At 41.9% G+C, this 22650-nt stretch carries 21 protein-coding genes; 17 read left to right on the plus strand and 4 right to left on the minus strand.

From position 1 onward, the window contains the following. Positions 1 to 22: 22 nt before the first annotated feature. Positions 23 to 409, minus strand: a complete 387-nt coding sequence (locus ACFQWC_RS00905; RefSeq protein WP_299738929.1) for a sigma-w pathway protein ysdB — start codon at positions 407 to 409, stop codon at positions 23 to 25. A 149-nt stretch (positions 410 to 558) separates the two neighbouring features. Between ACFQWC_RS00905 and ACFQWC_RS00910 the strand changes: the two genes are divergently transcribed. After that, on the plus strand, positions 559 to 1047 hold the full coding sequence (locus tag ACFQWC_RS00910; RefSeq protein ID WP_341356698.1) for a dUTP diphosphatase: 489 nt from the start codon (positions 559 to 561) through the stop codon (positions 1045 to 1047). 105 nt (positions 1048 to 1152) lie between these two features. Continuing rightward, positions 1153 to 2238, plus strand: coding sequence for a M42 family metallopeptidase (locus tag ACFQWC_RS00915; protein ID WP_377105661.1), 1086 nt, complete (start codon positions 1153 to 1155; stop codon positions 2236 to 2238). 61 nt (positions 2239 to 2299) lie between these two features. On the opposite strand, the gene ACFQWC_RS00920 is transcribed toward ACFQWC_RS00915, so the two are convergent. After that, entirely contained in the window at positions 2300 to 2842 is a 543-nt protein-coding gene (locus ACFQWC_RS00920) for a cysteine hydrolase family protein (RefSeq protein ID WP_299738921.1), read from the minus strand. 137 nt (positions 2843 to 2979) lie between these two features. Then, positions 2980 to 3201, minus strand: coding sequence for a small acid-soluble spore protein SspI (gene sspI, locus ACFQWC_RS00925; protein ID WP_113969566.1), 222 nt, complete (start codon positions 3199 to 3201; stop codon positions 2980 to 2982). A gap of 124 nt (positions 3202 to 3325) precedes the next feature. Between sspI and ACFQWC_RS00930 the strand changes: the two genes are divergently transcribed. The 3 genes from ACFQWC_RS00930 to pheT all read left to right on the plus strand — a co-directional run bounded on the left by ACFQWC_RS00930 (position 3326) and on the right by pheT (position 7975). Beyond that, complete coding sequence (locus tag ACFQWC_RS00930; RefSeq protein ID WP_299738914.1) at positions 3326 to 4087, plus strand: TrmH family RNA methyltransferase; 762 nt, start codon at positions 3326 to 3328, stop codon at positions 4085 to 4087. Between the two features lie 408 nt (positions 4088 to 4495). Beyond that, positions 4496 to 5533, plus strand: coding sequence for a phenylalanine--tRNA ligase subunit alpha (pheS, locus tag ACFQWC_RS00935; protein WP_113969564.1), 1038 nt, complete (start codon positions 4496 to 4498; stop codon positions 5531 to 5533). A gap of 27 nt (positions 5534 to 5560) precedes the next feature. Further along, positions 5561 to 7975, plus strand: coding sequence for a phenylalanine--tRNA ligase subunit beta (gene pheT, locus ACFQWC_RS00940; RefSeq protein WP_377105664.1), 2415 nt, complete (start codon positions 5561 to 5563; stop codon positions 7973 to 7975). Positions 7976 to 8262: 287 nt separating this feature from the next. On the opposite strand, the gene rnhC is transcribed toward pheT, so the two are convergent. Beyond that, on the minus strand, positions 8263 to 9186 hold the full coding sequence (gene rnhC, locus ACFQWC_RS00945; RefSeq protein WP_299738907.1) for a ribonuclease HIII: 924 nt from the start codon (positions 9184 to 9186) through the stop codon (positions 8263 to 8265). 132 nt (positions 9187 to 9318) lie between these two features. Here rnhC and zapA point away from each other — a divergent pair, with 132 nt between their 5' ends. The 12 genes from zapA (at position 9319) to ACFQWC_RS01005 (ending at position 22581) form a co-directional block, all read left to right on the plus strand. Continuing rightward, positions 9319 to 9579 carry a cell division protein ZapA gene (gene zapA, locus ACFQWC_RS00950; RefSeq protein WP_299738905.1) on the plus strand — a complete coding sequence of 87 codons (261 nt, stop codon included), beginning with the start codon at positions 9319 to 9321 and terminating at the stop codon, positions 9577 to 9579. A 7-nt stretch (positions 9580 to 9586) separates the two neighbouring features. Next, positions 9587 to 10126, plus strand: a complete 540-nt coding sequence (locus ACFQWC_RS00955; RefSeq protein WP_299738902.1) for a CvpA family protein — start codon at positions 9587 to 9589, stop codon at positions 10124 to 10126. A gap of 194 nt (positions 10127 to 10320) precedes the next feature. After that, positions 10321 to 12030, plus strand: a complete 1710-nt coding sequence (gene polX / locus ACFQWC_RS00960; RefSeq protein ID WP_299738900.1) for a DNA polymerase/3'-5' exonuclease PolX — start codon at positions 10321 to 10323, stop codon at positions 12028 to 12030. Between the two features lie 19 nt (positions 12031 to 12049). Next, positions 12050 to 14407: an endonuclease MutS2 gene (locus ACFQWC_RS00965; protein ID WP_299738897.1), complete on the plus strand. Its 2358-nt coding sequence runs from the start codon at positions 12050 to 12052 to the stop codon at positions 14405 to 14407. A gap of 66 nt (positions 14408 to 14473) precedes the next feature. After that, a complete protein-coding gene (locus ACFQWC_RS00970) occupies positions 14474 to 14881 on the plus strand; it encodes a DUF350 domain-containing protein (protein WP_299738895.1) in 408 nt (135 codons plus the stop codon). 372 nt (positions 14882 to 15253) lie between these two features. Continuing rightward, positions 15254 to 16948, plus strand: coding sequence for a long-chain-fatty-acid--CoA ligase (locus tag ACFQWC_RS00975; RefSeq protein WP_377105668.1), 1695 nt, complete (start codon positions 15254 to 15256; stop codon positions 16946 to 16948). Positions 16949 to 17083: 135 nt separating this feature from the next. Continuing rightward, the gene (locus ACFQWC_RS00980; RefSeq protein WP_341356695.1) at positions 17084 to 17671 is read left to right on the plus strand and encodes a fatty acid metabolism transcriptional regulator FadR; all 588 of its coding nucleotides are present in this window, start codon (positions 17084 to 17086) and stop codon (positions 17669 to 17671) included. A 21-nt stretch (positions 17672 to 17692) separates the two neighbouring features. After that, positions 17693 to 18463 carry an enoyl-CoA hydratase gene (locus ACFQWC_RS00985; RefSeq protein ID WP_299738891.1) on the plus strand — a complete coding sequence of 257 codons (771 nt, stop codon included), beginning with the start codon at positions 17693 to 17695 and terminating at the stop codon, positions 18461 to 18463. 143 nt (positions 18464 to 18606) lie between these two features. Beyond that, complete coding sequence (locus ACFQWC_RS00990; RefSeq protein ID WP_299738889.1) at positions 18607 to 19380, plus strand: electron transfer flavoprotein subunit beta/FixA family protein; 774 nt, start codon at positions 18607 to 18609, stop codon at positions 19378 to 19380. 42 nt (positions 19381 to 19422) lie between these two features. Continuing rightward, positions 19423 to 20403 carry an electron transfer flavoprotein subunit alpha/FixB family protein gene (locus ACFQWC_RS00995; RefSeq protein ID WP_341356694.1) on the plus strand — a complete coding sequence of 327 codons (981 nt, stop codon included), beginning with the start codon at positions 19423 to 19425 and terminating at the stop codon, positions 20401 to 20403. A gap of 200 nt (positions 20404 to 20603) precedes the next feature. Then, positions 20604 to 20918, plus strand: a complete 315-nt coding sequence (gene trxA / locus ACFQWC_RS01000) for a thioredoxin (RefSeq protein WP_148969866.1) — start codon at positions 20604 to 20606, stop codon at positions 20916 to 20918. A 475-nt stretch (positions 20919 to 21393) separates the two neighbouring features. Continuing rightward, on the plus strand, positions 21394 to 22581 hold the full coding sequence (locus tag ACFQWC_RS01005) for a hypothetical protein (protein ID WP_299738881.1): 1188 nt from the start codon (positions 21394 to 21396) through the stop codon (positions 22579 to 22581). Positions 22582 to 22650: the final 69 nt, after the last annotated feature.

Here is a 22650-nt window from a genome sequence, read left to right on the forward strand (position 1 = left end):
ACGGCTGGCCAGCCGTTTTTTTTTACTGCTTTCTTTGAAGGAATTCACGGATCGGACTTTTCCAATCCAGCTTTGCGTTAGGGTATCTTTCTTTAATTTCATTTTGAAGGTATTGAAAATCTTCTTGAGTCAATCCCTTTAAAGAAGAGATGTTTTTTGACCAAACAAAGATGGAAACCACCTCGAAGGATTTTTCTGTTGCCCCTAAATACTTTTCTCCTTCAAATAGAACTCCTTTATACGTCACGTGGAAATTCTTACGTACATTTTCCTGATCATCGAGAAAGTAAAAACGTTTCTGCTCCTGGGCAAGTTCCAGCTTTCGCTTTGGGTCCATAATGTATTTCACACTGCGGTATAATAGATAAAGAATAATGAAAAAAATCACTAACCGAATAAGCCAAAGCATTACCATTACCTCCCTAGGCATAAGTCTTCTCCTAATATTTACGATAAAAACAGAAAAAGGTTTCATTTTATTTAAAATTTATTTGAAAATTTGTCATACTAAGAGAGAACATCAGAAATATAATAGGCATCATGAGGGGAGAAAACGTCATGAATATTGAAAAGTTATTGGATATGCAGGAGAAGCTGGATCAGCATATTGAAGAAGAACACGGATTGCAAAACGCAGATTTAATTGAAAAGAAAATCCTTGCCCTGCTTGTAGAAGTTGGGGAACTGGCAAATGAAACAAGAAGCTTTAAGTTTTGGAGTAAGAAATCATCTTCATCAAAGGAAGTGATCCTTGAAGAATTTGTAGATGGAATCCATTTCATCCTATCACTGGGACTTGAAATCGGCATCCAGCAATTTGATTTAGGGGAAACCAATTACGGAAATGAAGATGTCACGAAACAATTCCTGGAAGTATTCAAAGCGGCCAATCATTTTGCTGAAGAGCGTTCCGTTGGGCATTTTCAACAATTGTTCAGGCATTATGTGTATTTGGGTGAGCTGTTAGGGTTCTCTCATGAAGAGGTATTTGATGCTTATGTAAAGAAGAATGAAGTGAATTATAATCGTCAAAAAGAAGGATATTGATCCGTGACATCTGCTGCTGGATAGTAAAGAAGATTCAGGAAATTTTGATGAATCGGACAGGTTTTAGTATAATGAGAGTGTATAAACATTTAGGGGGTCGAAACAGTGGCGAAATTAGATGAAACATTGACAATGCTCAAGGATTTAACTGATGCAAAAGGTGTGCCGGGAAATGAAAGAGAAGTACGAAACGTAATGAAGCGATACATAGAGCCATTTGCAGATGAAATGACAACAGATAACCTTGGAAGCTTGATTGCTAAAAAAGTCGGAGATGAGAACGGACCTAAAATCATGGTGGCCGGTCATCTTGATGAAGTTGGATTCATGATCACTCAAATCGACAGCAAAGGGTTCCTGCGTTTTCAAACAGTAGGCGGCTGGTGGTCACAAGTCATGCTTGCCCAGCGTGTGACGATTGTGACGGGTAAAGGAGAAGTAACGGGTATAATTGGCTCGAAACCACCACATATCCTGCCTCCGGAAGCTCGTAAAAAGCCTGTTGATATTAAAGATATGTTTATTGATATCGGTGCTTCAAGCCGTGAAGAGGTACAGGAGTGGGGAGTGAAGCCAGGGGATATGGTTGTCCCTCATTTCGAATTTACGGTGATGAACAATGAAAAAATGCTTCTTGCGAAAGCCTGGGATAACCGCATAGGATGCGCGATTGCCATTGATGTACTGAAAAACCTGAAAGGTCAAGAGCATCCAAACGTGGTATATGGTGTAGGAACAGTGCAGGAAGAAGTCGGCCTGCGTGGAGCGAGAACGTCAGCATCTAAGATCCAGCCTGACATTGCATTTGGTGTAGATGTTGGAATTGCCGGAGATACACCTGGTGTTTCTGATAAAGAAGCATCGAGTAAAATGGGTGAAGGCCCTCAAATCATCCTTTATGATGCATCCATGGTTTCACACAAAGGACTTCGTGACTTTGTAACAAGTACAGCGGATGAGCATAACATTCCTTATCAATTTGATGCCATTGCTGGTGGTGGTACAGATTCAGGTGCGATTCATTTAACGGCAAACGGAGTTCCTGCTTTATCGATTACCATTGCGACCCGCTATATTCATTCCCATGCAGCAATGTTGCATCGCGATGATTATGAGAACGCGGTTAAACTGATTACAGAAGTTATCAAGAAGTTAGATAAAGATACAGTGGCGAAGATTACATTTGATTGATTGAAATGAAGAGACCCTATTCGATTAGGGTCTCTTGTTTATGAAAAAAGTAGATCTGCCATTAAAAAGTCATTTGCTCCGATAAGGTCATGTCAGCATCGATTGTCTTTTTGATAATGCGAATGGCACTCTCATTGTCCTCGTCTGTTTCTGAGGCCATGCAATCCTTCGGTATCGATATTTCATACTCCCTCATATAGGCATCATTGGCGGTATAAAGCACACAGATATCCCCTGCAATTCCTGTTAAAATCAGGTGTTCTACATCCAGCTGGTGAAGCAGGATATCAAGTTGCGTCCCAAAAAAACACGAATGCTTCGGTTTGATGATAAAATAGTCATCTGTATCAGGGTGAAGTCTGTCGATAACGGTTTCTCCTTTTTTCATTTTGCAGTGCTCGATGATGTCATTCATATTGTCCTGCCATAGACCGTAGTTATCATTCACATAAATGACCGGAATGCCCGAATCCTTCGCTTTCCTCTTGAGTCCGCGGATATTATCTACAATCTCCAGAGTGTTTTCGTATAACTTCTCTCCACCATGGAAATCAAAAGTATTAATCATATCGATGATCAATAATGCGCTTTTCTTTTGGTTCATACATTCGTTTCCCCTTCCGTTTACCTTTGTATGTTTTCATTACCACTGAAAGAGTAATACTAAAACAAAACTGGAGAAAAATTTATAATGGGGAAGGAAAAAACAAGGGCAACCCCTAGAAAGGGTCGCCCTTGTTCTTACTGTGTTTGTTGCTGTTGCAATGATTCCTCTAATGTTTCGAGGACCATTTTTTGTTCCTGGGGATCTGCGTTTTGCCAGAAGACTTCAAGGAGTACACCCAGTCCAGGGAGGGTTTTTTCTTCTCCGCCTTGGATTGCATCGACGATGGTGTCTCTCAGTTCGTCCTGGTTGTTGCCAGATACGTTGTGTATGATTGCTTTTCGTAAGTTAAGATTCATCACACATTTCTCCTTTTTGCTAGGTTGAGGAATTCATTGTTATCTTGTCTCAAATTGAATTTATTATGTAGGAAAGTTAAGGTATAATGAGACCTTGAATAGTAACCTAAAGGAGCGGATACGATTGAAGTATATTCAATCCTCGAAAAATCCTGTTGTGAAGCAGTGGAAAAAATTATTAACCAAAAAAGAACGAGACCTCACTCGTACATACATAGTTGAAGGCTTTCACCTAGTGGAAGAAGCATTAAAGCAAGAAGATACTGTTCTTGAACTCATCCTTGTGGAAGGAATTGATCTGCCGCAGAAATGGACAGTAGACTCAGTTACCATGACGATGGTATCAGAAGAGGTCGGTAAAGCTTTGACCGATACCGAGACACCACAAGGAGTTTTCGCCGTATGTAAGCAAAAAGAAGATGAGCATGACATTGAGAAAGCACAAGCGCTCATGCTCTTAGACGGACTTCAAGATCCGGGGAATATCGGGACGATCATTCGAACAGCTGATGCAGCTGGCATTGATATGATCGTGTTGGGAAAGGGGACAGTTGATCCTTATAATCCTAAGGTATTACGCTCTGCACAAGGAAGTCACTTTCATATTCCTATCGTCAGAAAAGAACTGCCTGAAACCATTTCAGCACTGAAAGAGCGCGGCATTCCCGTGTATGGGACGGCTCTTGAAAATGGTGTGGAGTATACCAAGATAAAGCCACAATCTTCTTATGCCCTCATCGTAGGAAATGAAGGAAATGGCATGTCGAAGGAGCTCTTAAGGGAGACCGATCAAAACCTTTACATTCCTATCTACGGAAAGTGTGAATCATTAAATGTAGCGATCGCTGCGGGTGTTTTATTATACTATTTTAAAAATGGGCAGTGAATTTCTTGAAAAGGTTTGAAATTTGCCTGGGAATTCACTATAATAATGCACATATAACTTAAAAAACGTTGAAAGAGGAAAGTAGCACATGACCTTCTTCAAGGGAGAGGATGCCCTGGACTGTAAGCATTCTTAAGAAAGCATGATGTGAAGATTTCACCTCTCGAGTTGGCATCGGGACCATTCATTTGATGAATGTAAAGATGCTCCGGCAAAGCCGTTATCCGAATGAAGTGAGTATGTCTGCCTATAAGGCTTTTTGCGAAAGCAAAATAACCATGGGATATACTTATAAGGGTGGTACCGCGATATAAACCTCGTCCCTTTTTGGGATGGGGTTTTTTTATTTGTTTTTAAACCAATCCAGTAGGATCATTCGGACGATATACATTAAAGGAGGAAGTATATATGGAGGACAAATTACGATCCCTTCAACAAGAAGCAATCGAAAAAGTGAACGAAGCACAGGACTTAAAAGAACTGAACAATATCCGTGTAGCTTATCTGGGTAAAAAAGGACCCGTAACTGAAGCCTTAAAAGGAATGGGAAAACTTTCAGCGGAAGAACGTCCAAAAATGGGGGCCCTTGCGAATGAAGTTCGTGGAGCCATTACAGAAACACTTGAAGCGAAGCAGGCCATTCTTGAAAAAGAAGCGGTTGAAAAGAAGCTTCAATCTGAAACGATCGATGTTACATTACCGGGGCGCCCTGTTAAAAAGGGAAATCATCATCCGCTCACGATGATTGTGGAAGAAATTGAAGATTTATTTATCGGAATGGGCTATACCGTTGCTGAAGGACCGGAAGTGGAAAAGGATTATTATAATTTTGAAGCACTGAACCTTCCTAAGGGACACCCGGCCCGGGACATGCAGGATTCCTTCTATATTACGGAAGAAACCCTTCTGCGTACTCACACTTCTCCGGTGCAAGCAAGAACGATGGAACTGGCCAAAGGCAAAGGACCAATTAAAATTATTTGTCCAGGGAAAGTGTATCGTCGTGATACAGATGACGCAACACACTCACATCAATTCACTCAAATCGAGGGACTCGTCATCGATGAAGACATCCGCATGAGTGACTTGAAAGGAACGCTAAATGTGTTTGCGAAGAAAATGTTCGGCGAAGACCGGGAAATCCGCTTGCGCCCAAGCTTCTTCCCGTTTACAGAGCCTTCAGTCGAAATGGATATCTCATGTAAAATCTGTGGTGGAAAAGGCTGTCGTGTATGTAAAGGAACTGGATGGATCGAAATTCTTGGAGCAGGAATGGTTCACCCGAACGTACTCGAAATGGCAGGGTTTGATTCAAAGAAATATACAGGATTCGCATTCGGAATGGGACCTGAACGTATTGCCATGCTGAAATACGGAATCGATGATATCCGTCATTTCTACACAAACGACACGCGCTTTGTCACTCAGTTCGGAACAGAAGAGTAAAAGAAAATCGGTAGGAGGTACTAACACATGTTTGTTTCATATAAATGGTTAGAAAATTATGTAGACTTAACGGGTGTATCACCTGAAGAGTTAGCAGAGAAGATTACAAGAAGCGGGATTGAAGTTGAAGGTGTTGAACGGATCGGGGAAGAAATCAAAAATGTGGTCGTCGGCCATGTATTACAATGTGAGCCACATCCTGATGCGGATAAATTAAATAAATGCTTAGTGGATGTAGGGGAAGAAGAACCTGTCCAAATCATTTGCGGAGCACCGAATGTGGCGAAGGGTCAAAAAGTGGCTGTCGCAAAGGTTGGAGCGGTCCTGCCGGGTAACTTCAAGATCAAGAAAGCGAAGCTTCGAGGTGAAGTATCTCACGGGATGATTTGTTCCATGCAAGAGCTTGGCGTAGAAGGAAAGCTTGTACCGAAAGAACATGCAGAGGGAATTTATGTGTTCTCAGATGATGCTGAAGTAGGAAGAGATGCAGTTGAAATATTGAATCTTGATGATGCGATTTTGGAATTGGGCTTAACACCTAATCGTTCGGATTGCTTAAGCATGCTGGGAGTGGCGTATGAAGTAGCAGCCATTTTGGATCGTGACGTAAAGCTTCCTGAAACGGGGCTAACCGAAGGAAACGAAAAGGCATCGGATTATGTATCGGTAAAAGTAGAGGCGAAAGAAGATAACCCTCTATACGGTGCCAAAATCATCAAAGATGTGAAAATCGGTCCATCTCCATTATGGATGCAAAATGCGTTGATCTCAGCCGGGATCCGACCACATAATAACGTAGTCGATATTACGAACTATGTACTATTGGAATATGGTCAGCCTCTTCACGCATTTGATTACGACCGCCTGGGCTCGAAGGAGATCCTTGTCCGCCGTGCGACTGATGGGGAGAGATTCGTCACACTGGATGATGCAGAAAGAACCTTATCAAGCAGCCAGCTTGTCATTACGAATGGTACGGAGCCGGTCGCTCTTGCAGGAGTGATGGGTGGAGCGAATTCTGAGGTCCAAAACGATACAACGACTGTCCTTCTTGAGGCGGCTTATTTCACCGGGGCGATTGTCAGGGGAGCCTCCAAAGATCACGGACTGCGCAGTGAAGCGAGCACACGATATGAAAAGGGAGTCGATCCTGATCGTGTCCTGAAAGCAGGGGAGAGAGCTGCCCAACTGATGGTCGAATATGCACAGGGGAAAGTGCTTGAAGGAACGGTATTATTTAACGAACTTGAAGTTGAGCCTGTTAAAGTAGAGATTACGTTAGAAAAAATCAATTCTTCACTGGGAACGTCCATCTCGGCTGACACAGTCGAAGATATCTTCCGTCGACTTCAATTTGATGTAGAAGTCAATGGAGAAACGTTTGTTGTAACGGCTCCTACAAGACGGGGGGATATTACCATCCCTGAAGATTTACTTGAAGAAGTGGCACGTCTTTTCGGTTATGACAACCTTCCGCTGACATTGCCTAAGGGAGAATCAACACCTGGCGGACTTTCAAATCATCAGTTGAAACGCCGTACGGTTCGCCGTTATTTAGAGGGAGCAGGCCTCCTGCAGGGGATTACGTATTCTTTAACTAATGATAAGAAAGCAACACAATATGCACTGGACGTAAGAGAGCCTGTACGCTTATTGATGCCAATGAGTGAAGAGCGGAGCAATCTACGATTAAGCATCATTCCACAGCTTCTTGAAGTGCTTTCGTACAACAAAGCACGACAAAATGACTCACTTGCCTTTTATGAAGTGGGATCCGTTTTCTTACAGGAACCAGGAGAAGAGCTTCCTAAGGAAGAAGAGCATATTGCAGGGGCTATGACAGGCCTTTGGCATTTGCATCCTTGGCAGGGAGAGAAAAAGCCTGCTGACTTCTACGTAGCGAAAGGTATCCTTGAAGGACTGTTCGAAGAAATCGGCGTTTCTGACGCAATTACTTACCGCCAGGCAGCGATAGAAGGCATGCACCCTGGAAGAACGGCTGAAATCCTATTGGACAATGAAGTCATCGGATTTGTAGGAGCGATTCATCCGGAAGCGGAAAAAGACTTGGACCTGAACGAAACCTATGTGTTCGAACTGAAGGCATCACCAATCTTCCATTACGAAAAGCCGGCATTAAGCTACACGCCAATCCCGCGTCATCCATCGATCACGAGAGACATCGCCCTTGTAGTGGATACAAATGTGAAAGCAGGGGAGCTGGAAACCATCATTAAAGAAGCTGGAGGCAAGCTTCTGAAAGAAGTTTCAGTCTTCGATCTTTATGAAGGGGAGCATATGGAAGCAGGCAAGAAATCCTTAGCGTTCTCCTTGAAGTATTTCGATCCGGAGAAGACATTGACGGATGAGGAAGTAGTCAAAGTACATGATAAAGTACTGGAAACAGTGAAAGCAAAAGCAGGAGCCGAGTTGAGAGGATAATACGGCTTAAAGTGTAAGGGTGTCAGACAATGGTCTGGCACCTTTTTGCTGTTTGGAGAGGGTTTTGCCTGTTAAAAAATCAAGGAATTTTGACAGGAGAATATCCAGGGAATTTAATCAGGTGAATATTGAAGTGAATTTAACAGGCGAATATCCAAGAGATTTTAACAGGAGAATATTCCGGGAATTTCAACAGGTAAATATCGTTCATAATTCAACGGCTGAATCCAAGATAACACGACCATCCAAATAGAAATCCCCACCGGAATAACCGATGGGGATTTTATTTATTTCCTGGCTAACCTGATCGCCTTCTCACTATTGGCAAAATGCCATTTCGTCATAGACTTTAATTCTTCAATCCCTTTACGTTTGATGATTTTCGCAGCTGCAACGTCTACATGCTTACCGGCACCTTTAGGTATTTCGACACCGGCTTTTTCACTCAATTTGTCCATTTCCTTTAAGAAGGCATAACGGGCAATGATCGATGCTGCGGCTACAGCTAGATGGATGCTTTCACCTTTTGTACTGAAGTACACGCGATCTCTTTGGATTTTCTTTTGTGCAGAAACATGTTTGTAGTATGTATTCTTTTCAACAAACTGATCAATCAATATTCCTTCAGGTAGTTCCGGGTCCATTTTTTCTAACAGATTCAGGATCGCCTGATTGTGCAAGAGGGCCTTCATCTTCCCCTGCGTCATTCCTTTTTCTTGCATGGCATTGTATTTAGGGTTGTGCAGAATGAGCAATGAATACGGAATTGCTGAAATTAAATCCCTTGCAATTTTGATGATTTGAGGGTCGGATAAATTTTTGGAATCCTTAACTCCGAGCTCCTTCATGAGTGGAATATGGTCCCTCTTCACGTAAGCACTCACCACAGTGATCGGTCCGAAAAAGTCGCCTGTACCCACTTCGTCGGATCCGATGACAGACCATTGGGCAAAGTTTTCAGGCAGTGTCGTCGTTCCCTTGGAAGGTGACTTCACCTTTGGCGGTTCACTGCTGCCCCACTGACTTGATTCTCCTTCTCCATTAGATCCCTGAAACAACACTTTCCCCGATTTATATGCCGTGATCGTACAGCCGGAAGGCTTTGCTACAAAAACGGCACCCGGGGGCAGTTTGTCCGTTAATACGTTTCCGTAATGCTGTTTCATTTTCTCTATCATTTCTTTGTTAGCTTGAATGACGGTATTAGCCAAGTTTCTCTCTCCTTATGACAAAATTCTTGAGTATTATAAAAAATGTGAGCTTATATGACAAATTCCTTCCAAAATCAAAAGATTTCGTGGTATGATTATGTTTAGGATTCTTATGAATGGGGGGCTTTCAGGTTGTCTGATGAACAAAGAAATCGCACCACTGTAGACATATATGGTCAACAATATACGATTGTTGGGACTGAATCAACAAGTCAGATCCGTTTTGTTTGTTCGAAAGTGGATGACAAAATGAGAGAAATCAACTCCATGAATCCCTCTCTCGACACAGGCAGGCTTGCCGTTCTGACAGCGGTGAATGCCGTGAATGATTATCTCAAACTTCAAGAAAAGTTCGAGGAGCTGGAACGAGAAATTAAACGATTAAAGGATTGAAAATAAGATGCTGGACTTAGCTTTGTTAATCATCCTGGTGATAGGATTTTTAATAGGTTTGAAACGTGGATTCATTTTGCAGGTCATCCACATATTCGGATTTATTGTTGCTTTTATTGTAGCATACATATATTATGATCAGCTTGCACCAAAATTAACTTTATGGATTCCTTATCCTGTTCTGGACGAGCAATCCACGTTAAATATGATTTTTGAATCGACGAATTTAGATCAAGCATATTACCGGGTAATTGCATTCGCCATGATATTCTTTGCGGTGCGAATCATTCTGCAAATCATTGGATCGATGCTGGACTTCGTTGCCCATCTTCCTCTCCTGAAGCAGTTGAATGTTCTTGGCGGGGGAGTATTAGGCTTTATAGAAGCATACTTAATGATTTTTATTCTATTATTTATTGCCGTATTATTGCCGATCGAGTCGGTTCAAGCATTCATTAATAACTCGTTTATCGCACAAGCGATGGTGAAACATACTCCTGTTTTCTCTGATATGGTGAAATCTTGGTGGATTGAATATGTAGCCTAAAGAAGGGGCTGACTATAAGTATGGAACTCAGGTTCGTTAGGCTGACCTTAACGAAAAATGTTCATCTTATATGTCAGTCTTTTTTCTTTTTAAACCAATTTTGCTACTATATAAATGGAGTCGTTTTGCTTTTGCTGGGGACTGGGAAGCATAAAGGATCCTAATCGTTAATTCTAAGATAGAGGGTGAATCTCTTGAATAAAAAAGATATTATAAAATTATTAGAGCAAATTGCGATATATATGGAATTGAAGGGCGAAAACTCTTTTAAAATATCCGCCTATCGAAAAGCGGCGGCTGCACTTGAGAATGATGACCGGAGCTTACAGGAAATCAGTGACTTTACGAAGCTGAGCGGAATAGGCAAAGGAACGGCTGGAGTAATCGTGGAATACATAAACGAAGGCACATCTTCTGTCCTTGAAGAGTTAAAGGAAGAAGTTCCAAAGGGATTGATCCCCCTTCTTCAATTACCTGGTTTAGGTGGAAAGAAAATTGCCAAGCTTTATAGTGAACTCGGGGTAGAAAATATAGAAGATCTGGAGGAAGCTTGTAAAGCAAATAAAGTACAAGGTTTAGCAGGCTTCGGTAAGAAGACGGAAGAGAAGATCCTGGCCTCCATCGAACAGGTCGGAAAAAGACCTGATCGTCTGCCGATCGCTTTTATGAATGGGATTGCTGAGGAGATTGAAGGTTTTCTTTTCGGCATGGACAGCATCCAAACTTTTTCAAGAGCGGGAAGCTTAAGAAGAATGAGGGAAACCATCAAGGACCTTGATTTCATTTTGGCGACAGAGCACCCCAAAGAGGTAAAGGAAGGGCTGTTGAAGTTGCCCAATATCGTTGAGACCATTGCGGCAGGAGATACGAAAGTATCACTTACTCTTTCGTATAATTGGGATGTAAGCATCGATTTTCGAATCGTGAAGCCTGAAGAATTTGCTACGGCCCTTCACCATTTTACCGGATCAAAGGACCATAATGTCCGCATGCGTCAGCTGGCGAAAGAACGCGGTGAGAAAATCAGTGAATATGGCGTCGAGAATAGTGAAACCGGTGAGGTAAAGACATTTAAAAGCGAAGAAGAATTTTATCACCATTTTGATTTGCCCCTGATCCCGCCTGAGCTGAGGGAAGATGGGAAAGAAGTGGAAGAGTTCCATAAGGATTATTCCCTTATCACATTAGAAGATATAAAGGGTGATCTTCATATGCACACCACCTGGTCGGATGGGGCATTTTCGATTGAAGAAATGGTAGAGGCTTGCCGAGCCAAAGGATATCAATATATGGCCATCACAGATCACTCCCAGTACTTACGTGTGGCAAATGGGCTGACAACGGAACGATTACTCAAGCAAATAGATGAGATAAAGGAAATAAACAAAAAGTATGATGATATAGAAGTCCTTTCAGGAATCGAAATGGATATCCTTCCTGATAGTACATTGGACTATGATGATGACATCCTTGAAAAAGTAGACCTTGTGATTGCCTCGATTCACTCGAGTTTTTCACAGTCCCAAGAAAAGATCATGGAAAGGTTAACAACGGCCCTGAAGAGTGCCCATGTGGATATCATCGCTCATCCCACTGGGAGAATCATTGGACGAAGAGAAGGCTACGACGTAGATATGGATCTTCTTATCCGGCTGGCGAAAGAAACCGGTACGGCATTGGAGCTTAATGCAAACCCCAATCGTCTGGATCTGTCTGCTGAAAATATCAGAAAAGCCCAAGAACAGAATGTGAAATTGGTGATTAACACAGATGCTCATAGCACTGATCACCTCGAATTTATGAAGATAGGGATTGGAACGGCCCGCAAAGGCTGGATCAAAAAAGAATCCGTGATCAATGCGTGGGATAAAAAAGAGTTAATCGAATTTATTAAGCGAAACTGATAAAGGTGGAATACATTCCGTGAATTCTAAAGTATTAAAGACGTTAGAGTTTGATAAAATCAAAGAATTATTAAAGCAATATGCTGCATCCGCACTTGGGCATGCAAGGGTATCCGCTCTCATGCCATCCGTAGAGTATGAAGAAATTACAGCTCTTCATGAAGAGACAGATGAAGCCATGACCGTCCTCAGGTTGAAAGGTCATGCCCCATTAGGCGGGATTTTCGATATACGTCCACACGTAAAGCGTGCACAAATAGGTGGGATGCTTTCTCCTTCAGAGTTTGTTCAGGTAGCGAGTACGATTCGTGCAAGCAGGAAGCTGACGCTTTTTGTAGAGGAGTTACTGGAAGAAGAGGTGGACATTCCCCTGCTTCAAGAGAAAATGGGTACGGTCATTCCCCTTCCCTATTTAGAACAGGATATAAGGAAAGTCGTGGATGATAACGGAGGAATCCTGGATACAGCCAGTGAAGCACTCCGCACCATCCGTACTCAGCTTCGGGCCAATGAAGGACGAATCCGGGAAAAACTTGAACGGATGATCCGCTCATCCAACGCTCAAAAAATGTTATCCGATGCGATCATCACGATTCGTAATGATCGATACGTGATTCCAGTAAAACAGGAGTACAGAGGTCAATATGGTGGTATCATTCATGATCAATCATCATCGGGGCAAACCCTGTTTATTGAACCGGAAGCAATTGTTCAGCTGAATAATCAACTGCGTGAGCTTCGATTAAAAGAACAAACAGAAATCGAAAAAATTCTCCAAGAACTCTCTGAAAGCGTACAAGAATCCGGGGAAGAACTGCTCTTGATTGTCAGCGTTTTATCAGACATCGATTTTATGTTTACAAAAGCCAAGTTCGGACGATCCATCAAAGGGTCAAAACCGACGATCAATAATGAACGCCGGGTGAGGCTGAACAAAGCCCGACATCCTCTTCTGCCGATTGATGAAGCGGTGGCGAATGACATCGAGTTGGGGACTGATTTTTCTTCCATTGTCATCACCGGGCCAAATACCGGGGGGAAAACCGTTACCCTGAAAACATTGGGATTAACGAGTTTAATGGCACAGGCCGGGCTCCCGATCCCTGCCCTTGATGGATCTGAAGTGGGCGTCTTCCGTACCATTTACGCTGATATCGGGGACGAGCAATCGATTGAACAAAGTTTAAGTACCTTCTCCTCCCATATGGTCAATATCGTGGACATCCTTAAAAAGGTAGACCATGAAAGCTTAGTACTGTTTGATGAACTGGGTGCCGGTACAGATCCTCAAGAAGGTGCGGCACTGGCCATCTCCATTTTGGATGAAGTACATGGAACTGGTGCAAGAGTCGTGGCGACCACCCACTATCCTGAATTGAAAGCGTACGGGTACAATCGTGAAGGAGTCGTGAATGCAAGTGTGGAATTTAATGTAGAGACATTGAGTCCTACCTATAAGCTCTTGCTTGGAGTTCCCGGAAGAAGTAATGCATTTGAGATTTCGAAGCGTTTAGGACTTTCAGATCCGGTCATTCAGAGAGCGAAGTCCCACATCGGAACGGATAGTAAAGAAGTGGAGAATATGATTGCCTCCCTCGAAGACAGCAGACGTCAGGGTGAACGGGAGCTTGAGGAAGCACATGAACTCTTAAGACAGGCTGAAAAGATGCATAAAGATATGCAGAAGCAAATGATGGAGTATTACGAGAAAAAGGATACACTGTACGAAAAAGCTCAACAAAAAGCCACTGAAGTCGTTGAAAAGGCGAAGGCAGAAGCTGAACAAGTGATCAAGGATTTAAGAAAAATGCAGAAGGAAAAATCAGCTCAAATCAAAGAGCATGAACTGATCCAGGCGAAGAAACAATTGGAAGAAGCTGCACCTAAATTGAAAACGTCCGGTCAAAAGAAAAAAGTCAATCAAACGAAGCATGAATTAAAACCAGGGGACGAAGTCAAAGTCTTAAGCTTTGATCAAAAAGGCCACTTGGTTGAACGAGTGTCTGCGAAAGAATGGCAAGTACAGATGGGCATCATGAAAATGAAGGTGAAGGAATCAGATCTTGAATTCATTCAATCTCAACAGAAGGTTGAAACCAAGCCACTGGCCACAGTGAAAGGGAAAGACTTTCACGTCAGCCTTGAGCTTGATCTACGTGGTGAGCGTTTTGAAAATGCGTTATCGAGAGTAGAGAAGTACATCGATGATGCACTCCTCGCAGGGTATCCCCGCGTTTCCATTATCCATGGGAAAGGTACTGGAGCTTTAAGACAGGGAGTTCAAGAGTACTTGAAAAATCACCGTTCGGTTAAAAACATTCGTTTTGGAGATGCAGGCGAAGGTGGAACGGGAGTCACGGTCGTTCAATTTAAATAAGACTCTGCCCATATGTACGAATTCTAAATAGGACGGCTTAATTAAATCGGTAAAGGGAGCTTTACGATGGAGAACTTTTGGGAAAATGAATTTGTTCAAACAGCTGGTAATTACAGTGTGGTCATTTTATGTTTGATTCTGTTCCTTGCCATTTTTGAATTGGTAACAAAGTATAGAAATTGGGAAGAAATAAAAAAGGGTAATATGGCCGTGGCGATGGCAACTGGTGGGAAAATATTTGGGATTGCGAATATTTTCCGCCACTCCATCAGCCACAATGATACCATCCTGACCACAATAGGATGGGGTGTGTTCGGCTTTTTTCTATTACTGATCGGCTATTTCATTTATGAATTTCTGACACCGAAATTTAAAATTGACGAAGAAATTGCAAATGATAACCGGGCGGTGGGCTTCATTTCATTAGTTATTTCAGTTGGTTTATCCTATGTAATAGGAGCCGGTATATCGTAAGGAGAGGGAATATGGAAACATTGGCAAAGGTTTTGCTCACTCTATGTGGGGGCTTTTTACTCGTTGGGATCATTTATATGCTGTTCTTTACGTAGCGTTTGAACCTATAACGAGATTCAACACGATCGATGGACTCTGTGAAGAGAACTTGAAGATTGAAACAATGCTAAAATAATAATAATGTACGAGCAGACTGTCATATGGTTGAATAGGCAGTCTTTTTTCTTTGATAAAATCATCTGCAAGGAAGGTCAAGCCTGAGAAGTAGGAAAAAAGTATCGAGTGGATTGATTTCAAATTGTAACTGAAGTCCCCTTATATTATAATAGTGAATAGAAGAAATTTTCTAAAAATTCACAAGGAGGGATAACAATGAATAAACCATGGTTTGCTGAATATCCAGCAGAGATTCCCACGGAGTTAAATTTAATCGAAAAACCACTGCAGTCCTATTTAACTGAAGCAGCTACCCTTTATAACAGTAAAGTTGCCATTCAATTTATGGGCAAGGAAATGACCTACAAAGAATTACATGAATCCGCACTCAAGTTCGCTCAGTACCTTAAATCACTGGGAATCAAGAAAGACGATCGGGTTGCGATCATGCTGCCGAATACTCCTCAATCCGTAATCGCGTACTATGGCATTCTCTACGCAGGTGGAATTGTCGTACAAACCAATCCCTTATATATGGAAAGGGAAATTGAATACCAAATGAAGGACTCAGGTGCCAAGGTGATCCTGACATTGGATATTCTATATCCAAGAGTGTCAAAAGTGATGAAGAATACCGGACTTGAGCACATTATTGTAACCGCTATCAAAGACTACCTTCCATTTCCTAAGAATCTCATCTACCCATTCATCCAGAAGAAACAATACGGCATTGTTGTGAAAGTGGACCATTCAGGACAGAATCATTTATTTACTGAGATCATGAAAACGGCCAAACCGGAAATTACACAACAGGCATTTGATTTTGAAAATGATGTGGCTCTACTTCAATACACAGGCGGGACGACAGGTTTCCCGAAAGGGGTTATGCTCACTCATAAGAACCTTGTCGCCAATGCTTCCATGTGTGATGCGTGGCTTTATAAATGTAAAAAAGGAGAAGAGCGGGTCCTTGGAATCCTTCCATTCTTTCATGTGTACGGAATGACAGCCGTTATGATATTATCCGTCATGCAGGGATATAAAATGATCTTACTGCCTAAATTTGATCCCGAAACGACCTTGAAAACCATTCAAAAGCAGAAACCGACCTTATTTCCCGGTGCACCTACCATCTATATCGGCTTGCTGAATCATCCTGAACTGAAGAATTATGACTTATCCTCCATCGATTCATGCCTTAGTGGAAGCGCGCCATTGCCTGTTGAAGTGCAGCAGCAATTCGAAGATGTCACCGGAGGGAAACTCGTTGAGGGCTATGGATTGACAGAATCTTCACCTGTCACTCATTCCAATTTCCTTTGGGATAAAGAAAGAATAAAGGGAAGCGTCGGAGTTCCTTGGCCGAGTACGGATGCAGCCATCTTCTCACTGGAAACAGGAGAACCGCTTCCACCGAACGAAATGGGTGAAATCGTCGTGAAAGGTCCTCAAGTGATGAAAGGTTACTGGAATCGTCCGGAGGAAACCGAACAAACGTTAAGGGATGGCTGGCTATTGACGGGGGATTTGGGTTATATGGATGAGAGAGGTTACTTCTATGTTGTGGATCGCAAGAAGGATATGATCATTGCCGGAGGCTTTAATATTTACCCACGTGAGATCGAAGAGGTCCTTTATGAACATCCTGCGATCCAAGAGGTTGTAGCTGCAGGCGTCCCAGATGAATACAGGGGAGAAACCGTAAAGGCGTATGTGGTCCTGAAAGAAGGAGAAGTCCTGACAGAGGAGGAACTCAACGAATTTGCCCGTAAATACCTGGCTGCCTACAAGGTGCCCCGGATTTATGAATTTAGAAAAGAGCTTCCCAAAACGGCTGTAGGAAAAATATTACGAAGAGCACTTGTAGAAGAGGAGCGCCAAAAGATAGAGGAAGAGCAGAAAACAAGTTAATTGAATACCATTGGCTTTTTCTTTTTGTTGTATAATTGGACAAGGTATCTCTTCTTGACAAGTAAAGAGAAACCTTTTATTATAAAAATATGAATGAACAGTCATTCATATTTTCTTAAGGCAGGTCAAGAACTCATGAAACGAAATAAACCTAAATACAAGCAAATTATCGATGCTGCTGTTATCGTTATAGCCGAAAATGGTTACCATCAGGCACAAGTGTCCAAGATCGCGAAGCAGGCCGGGGTCGCTGATGGAACGATTTATCTCTATTTTAAAAATAAAGAAGATATCCTGATTTCGTTGTTTAAAGAAAAAATGGTACTCTTTGTCGAAAAAATTGAGGAAGTTATAGCAGGAAAACAGACAGTTTCAGAGAAATTATTAGTGATGATTGAAAATCATTGTAAAATTCTGTCGGATGATCACCATCTAGCGATTGTAACACAACTGGAGCTCAGGCAATCCAATAAGGATATCCGTTTAAAAATCAATGATGTACTAAAAGGATATCTGCAATTAGTCGATAAAATTCTGATTAGCGGAATAGAATCGGGAGAGTTTTCAAGTGACCTGGATGTCCGGCTGGCTCGTCAAATGATTTTCGGGACTCTGGATGAAATGGTGACAACGTGGGTGATGAACGATCAGAAATATGACTTAGTAGCTCAAGTCCCTGCTATTCACAAACTATTACTTCATGGGTGTGGCGGCAGGAACTAAATTAGTTTAGGGGGATGAGAGATGGAAAGTTTATCATGGTCATTAGAGGGAAAGGTAGCAACGGTTCTAATCCAAAGACCTCCTGCTAATGCATTAGCCAGTGGACTTATTAAAGAAATCGATTCAGTTCTGGATGAGCTTGAAGAAAACGCCGATGTCAGAGTGATCTTACTGAAAGGTGAGGGACGCTTCTTCTCTGCGGGTGCTGACATTAAAGAATTCACGACGATTGAAAGTGGTGAAGAATTCTCTCAATTGGCGAAAAAAGGCCAGGACGTTTTTGAACGCATGGAGAACTTTTCAAAGCCTATCATTGCAGCGATTCATGGAGCCGCTTTAGGTGGAGGATTGGAGCTTGCAATGGGATGTCACATCCGATTGGTCAGCGAGAACGCAAAGCTTGGTTTACCAGAGCTTCAGTTAGGGCTTGTTCCTGGATTTGCCGGCTCCCAGCGCTTACCGAAATTGGTAGGAAGGGCAAAAGCGGCAGAAATGTTATTAACGAGTGAGCCAATCAGCGGAACTGAAGCTGTACAGTGGGGACTTGCCAATAAAGCATACCCTGAAGATCAGCTCTTCGATAAAGCGAAAGAAATGGCCGATAAGATTGCGAAGAAGAGCCCTGGAGCGATGAAAGCAGCCATTGAGCTGTTAAGTTATACAAAAGATGACCGTTTCTATGAAGGTGTAATGAGAGAATCGGATCTTTTCGGTGAAATATTTGTATCAGCTGATGCCAAAGAGGGTATTTCAGCGTTTGTTGAAAAGCGTGAACCGCACTTTAAAGGCTAGAATACATTCTTGTAATATAGTAAACTCTTATTGAGGGGCAGTCTTGAATGGACGTTTCTGTTCAAGCTGCCCATTCAAAGGGGTTAAATTGTCGAAATCTTTTTAAGGGAAAGAATGTTTACATTATTAGGAGGGACTTACGAATGAACATCTATGTACTTTTGAAAAGAACGTTTGATACTGAGGAGAAAATTTCGATCCAAAACGGTCAAATTGCTGAAGATGGAGCTGAATTTATCATAAATCCTTACGATGAATATGCAGTGGAAGAAGCTATTCAAGTACGCGATGCACATGGTGGAGAAGTGACGGTCGTGTCAGTTGGCGGAGAAGAAAGTGAGAAGCAACTGAGAACCGCTTTGGCGATGGGGGCAGATAAAGCAGTCCTTATCAACACAGAAGACGATCTTGATTATGGAGATCAATTCACTACAGCGAAAATTTTGGCCCACTATTTAAAAGAGCAGGAAGTAGACTTAATTCTTGCAGGTAATGTTGCCATTGATGGTGGATCTGGACAAGTTGGTCCCCGTGTAGCTGAACAACTTGATATCCCTTATGTAACAACGATCACGAAATTGGAAATTGATGGTGAAACGGTTACAGTCACTCGTGATGTAGAAGGGGATTCAGAGGTGATTGAAACATCTCTACCATTGTTAGTAACGGCACAACAAGGTTTGAATGAGCCGCGCTATCCATCACTGCCAGGAATCATGAAGGCAAAGAAAAAGCCTCTTGATGAAGTGGAACTTGATGATTTAGATTTAGATGAAGATGAAGTAGAAGCTAAAACAAAAACAATTGAAATCTACCTTCCACCGAAGAAGGAAGCAGGTAAAGTGTTAGAAGGCGAATTGGATGCTCAAGTATCAGAGCTTGTTTCACTTCTTCGTAATGAAGCGAAAGTTATATAAGGCAAGGTCACAGGAATAACTAACATTCAGGGGGTATTTAACATGGCGAGAAAAGTATTAGTACTTGGAGAAGTTCGTGACGGATCATTACGTAATGTTTCCTTTGAAGCAATTGCGGCAGGTAAAACAGTATCTGAAGGCGGAGAAGTAGTAGCCGTTTTAATTGGTAAAAGTGTAAGCGCTTTAGGAGAAGAATTGATTCAGTATGGAGCAGACAAAGTAGTGGTTGTCGAAAACGATAAGCTGGAACAATATACTTCAGACGGTTATTCACAAGCGATTCTTTCTGTGATTGAGGAAGAGAAACCAGAAGGAATTATCTTTGGACATACAGCCCTTGGGAAAGACTTATCTCCTAAAGTGGCAAGCAAATTAAGTTCAGGATTGATCTCGGATGCGACAGACCTTGAGGAAGCTGGCGGGAACCTCGTTTTCACAAGACCGATTTACTCAGGCAAAGCATTTGAAAAGAAAATCGTGACTGACGGATTGATTTTTGCGACGATTCGCCCTAATAACATCGAGCCATTAGCGAAAGATGAGTCACGTACAGGAGAAGTCACTTCCCTTTCCGTTGACATCAAGGACTTACGTACAATCATTAAAGAAGTCGTTCGTAAAGCAAGCGAAGGTGTAGACTTATCTGAAGCGAAAGTCATTATTGCCGGCGGGCGTGGAGTGAAAAGTGAAGATGGATTCAATCCCCTTAAGGAACTGGCAGATGTACTTGGTGGAGCTGTTGGGGCATCTCGTGGAGCATGTGATGCCGATTACTGTGACTATTCCCTACAGATTGGTCAAACAGGTAAAGTGGTAACGCCTGACCTCTATATTGCATGTGGTATTTCTGGAGCAATCCAGCATTTAGCAGGGATGTCGAATTCTAAAGTCATCGTTGCGATCAATAAAGATCCTGAAGCGAACATCTTTAACGTAGCGGATTATGGAATCGTGGGTGACCTGTTCGAAGTAGTACCGATGCTGACTGAAGAGTTTAAGAAGCTTAAAGTATCTTCTTCTTAATTCAATTCACGTTTCAAGTAGCGTCTAGAGGGTATGAGCATATTATGTAGTGAAAATAAGGATGCAGCCGGACGGCTGCTCCTTATTTTTCTTCCCTGTATATTCCGTTATTTGAAGGGAATATTACCTACGAGCAGATAAATAGCATCCCCAAAAAAACGGTGATATACTAACGTTACATTCAAAGGAGGCGCATATAAATGGCAATTACACATGCTACTGATCAATCATTCTCAACTGAAACAAATTCCGGACTGGTATTAGCGGATTTCTGGGCACCTTGGTGTGGACCTTGTAAAATGATCGCTCCAGTACTGGAAGAGTTAGATGGAGAAATGGGCGACAAAGTGAAAATCGTCAAAGTTGACGTTGATGAAAATCAGGAAACAGCAGGTAAATACGGGGTAATGAGTATCCCGACTTTAGTTGTCCTTAAAGACGGCGAAGTTGTAGACAAAGTAATCGGTTTCCAACCTAAGGAAGCACTTGCTGAACTATTAAACAAACACGTATAAGAAATTTCAAAACACCGGGGCTGTCATGACAGCCCCGGTGTTTTTTTGTTATGGGTGTTGTGGTTTGGTTCATACGTGAAAGGGTATTGTGGTGCCTGTGTTCACAATTTGGCACAACTAATCTAGAAACTGGCACAACAAACGCCGAAACTGGCACAACAAACATCAAAAGTGGCACAACAAATGCCGAAACTTGCACAACCACAACGCTTCACACACTAACCCGATTAAAAATACCCCTAGCTAACCTCAATATCAGTCTTAAAAGCGATTCCTAATCAATAATATGCACGTCCAGAATGTACAAAATCACCAATTCATTAGATGCTTGTCGCCTCAGATCGAGCACTGTCGCTTTTGTTTGAACAAAATTTTCAAAAAACGTTGACTATGAGAATCATTCTCGATATAATTTTAAATGGAAATGAAAATCATTATCATTTATTTATTCAATTCATTCTGGGGGTACATACATATGAAAAAGAGAGACTTATCCAAAATTTTTGCAGCATTTCTTCTAACAGGTTCTGTATTAGCGGGTTGCGGTAGCGCATCTGAAGAACCGAAAGAAGCAGATCAATCGTCTGAAGAGAAGAAAGAAGAACCAAAAGAAGAAGCAAAAGACGAAATGACACTTAATGCAGAATCACAAGTTAAAGCGTATTCAGATATGAAAGCTGAATTAGAGAAGATGAAAGAAGACAAGGAAGTAAATTGGGACACTGTCAATGACATTTATACTTCTGAACTGCAAGCATCGGTAAATGAAGTGAATGGTGAATTTTCTCAAGGGATTGAAGCGGCTATTTCCGGTGGTCAATCAGGTGAGCTTGAGAAAAACGTTGCACGTCAAATCATAGATAAATTAACACAATCGTATTTCTATCAAGTTCAAAAAGGATTACAAGGTCAAGCGGGGGAAGATCTGGAGGCTGATAAAGCGGATGATGCCAAAGCAAAGTTTGCTGAGGTCAAGTACTTAGCAGAAAATGTATTCATCCCTACAGCTGAAAAGCGTGATAGCTTATATGAGTTATCAGGTGAATCCAGCATGGTAGAAACCATTAACAACGGTCTATCTCTACAGGAAGAGGCATTGGCTGATTCAAATGCGGAAGATTTCGCTGTTTATAAGCAAGTGACAGATAAATCGATCTATCAAAGCTATTACCTTGCTTCAAATTCGTATGCTGAAAAAATCAGCAAAGCGGTTGAGGAAGGAAATTCGGAAGAGTTAGCGATTATGCAAGCAGAAGGATATGGTTTCCTCCAGGCTATTAAAGGATCTTTAGCTGGTGGAGATGAGGCGGCTGCGAATGAATTGGATTCCATCTTCTCATTAGAAAATGATCCATCCACGATTGATGCTGAAAAAGTAAATTCACTTTATACTAAAGCAATCAAAGGTAAAGCAGCAGGATATCATGAAGAAGCTGCAGAAGTTGTAGAGTCTGGTGATGTTGCGACAGCAAAAGTAGAGGCAATGGAAGGCAATATGTTTGTTAAAATGCTAGAGGTGAACGTGAAGAATCAACTTGGAGAAGAGAAGTCACAAGAGCTGTTTGATCTTTCTCAAAAATGGTTTGAAGCGATTTCTTCTGAAAAAGCAGATGAAGCAAAACAGTACAGTGAAGCTATTCTTAACATCCTGAATCAATTATAATCTAGTATATAGAGGCTGGCCCGTTAAATGGGGTCAGTCTCTATTTGTAAGTAATTTTTATTCTCCAGT

This window comes from Rossellomorea sp. GCM10028870 (assembly GCF_042666755.1).
GTDB lineage: Bacteria > Bacillota > Bacilli > Bacillales > Bacillaceae_B > Rossellomorea.

What these genes read in the sequence shown, in the direction of transcription:
- ACFQWC_RS00905 (WP_299738929.1), bottom strand. Translation starts at nt 409, where the DNA reads ATGCTTTGGCTTATTCGGTTAGTGATTTTTTTCATTATTCTTTATCTA.
- ACFQWC_RS00910 (WP_341356698.1), top strand. Translation starts at nt 559, where the DNA reads ATGAATATTGAAAAGTTATTGGATATGCAGGAGAAGCTGGATCAGCAT.
- ACFQWC_RS00920 (WP_299738921.1), bottom strand. Translation starts at nt 2,842, where the DNA reads ATGAACCAAAAGAAAAGCGCATTATTGATCATCGATATGATTAATACT.
- sspI (WP_113969566.1), bottom strand. Translation starts at nt 3,201, where the DNA reads ATGAATCTTAACTTACGAAAAGCAATCATACACAACGTATCTGGCAAC.
- pheS (WP_113969564.1), top strand. Translation starts at nt 4,496, where the DNA reads ATGGAGGACAAATTACGATCCCTTCAACAAGAAGCAATCGAAAAAGTG.
- pheT (WP_377105664.1), top strand. Translation starts at nt 5,561, where the DNA reads ATGTTTGTTTCATATAAATGGTTAGAAAATTATGTAGACTTAACGGGT.
- ACFQWC_RS00955 (WP_299738902.1), top strand. Translation starts at nt 9,587, where the DNA reads ATGCTGGACTTAGCTTTGTTAATCATCCTGGTGATAGGATTTTTAATA.
- ACFQWC_RS00970 (WP_299738895.1), top strand. Translation starts at nt 14,474, where the DNA reads ATGGAGAACTTTTGGGAAAATGAATTTGTTCAAACAGCTGGTAATTAC.
- ACFQWC_RS00975 (WP_377105668.1), top strand. Translation starts at nt 15,254, where the DNA reads ATGAATAAACCATGGTTTGCTGAATATCCAGCAGAGATTCCCACGGAG.
- ACFQWC_RS00980 (WP_341356695.1), top strand. Translation starts at nt 17,084, where the DNA reads ATGAAACGAAATAAACCTAAATACAAGCAAATTATCGATGCTGCTGTT.
- ACFQWC_RS00985 (WP_299738891.1), top strand. Translation starts at nt 17,693, where the DNA reads ATGGAAAGTTTATCATGGTCATTAGAGGGAAAGGTAGCAACGGTTCTA.
- ACFQWC_RS00990 (WP_299738889.1), top strand. Translation starts at nt 18,607, where the DNA reads ATGAACATCTATGTACTTTTGAAAAGAACGTTTGATACTGAGGAGAAA.
- ACFQWC_RS00995 (WP_341356694.1), top strand. Translation starts at nt 19,423, where the DNA reads ATGGCGAGAAAAGTATTAGTACTTGGAGAAGTTCGTGACGGATCATTA.
- trxA (WP_148969866.1), top strand. Translation starts at nt 20,604, where the DNA reads ATGGCAATTACACATGCTACTGATCAATCATTCTCAACTGAAACAAAT.
- ACFQWC_RS01005 (WP_299738881.1), top strand. Translation starts at nt 21,394, where the DNA reads ATGAAAAAGAGAGACTTATCCAAAATTTTTGCAGCATTTCTTCTAACA.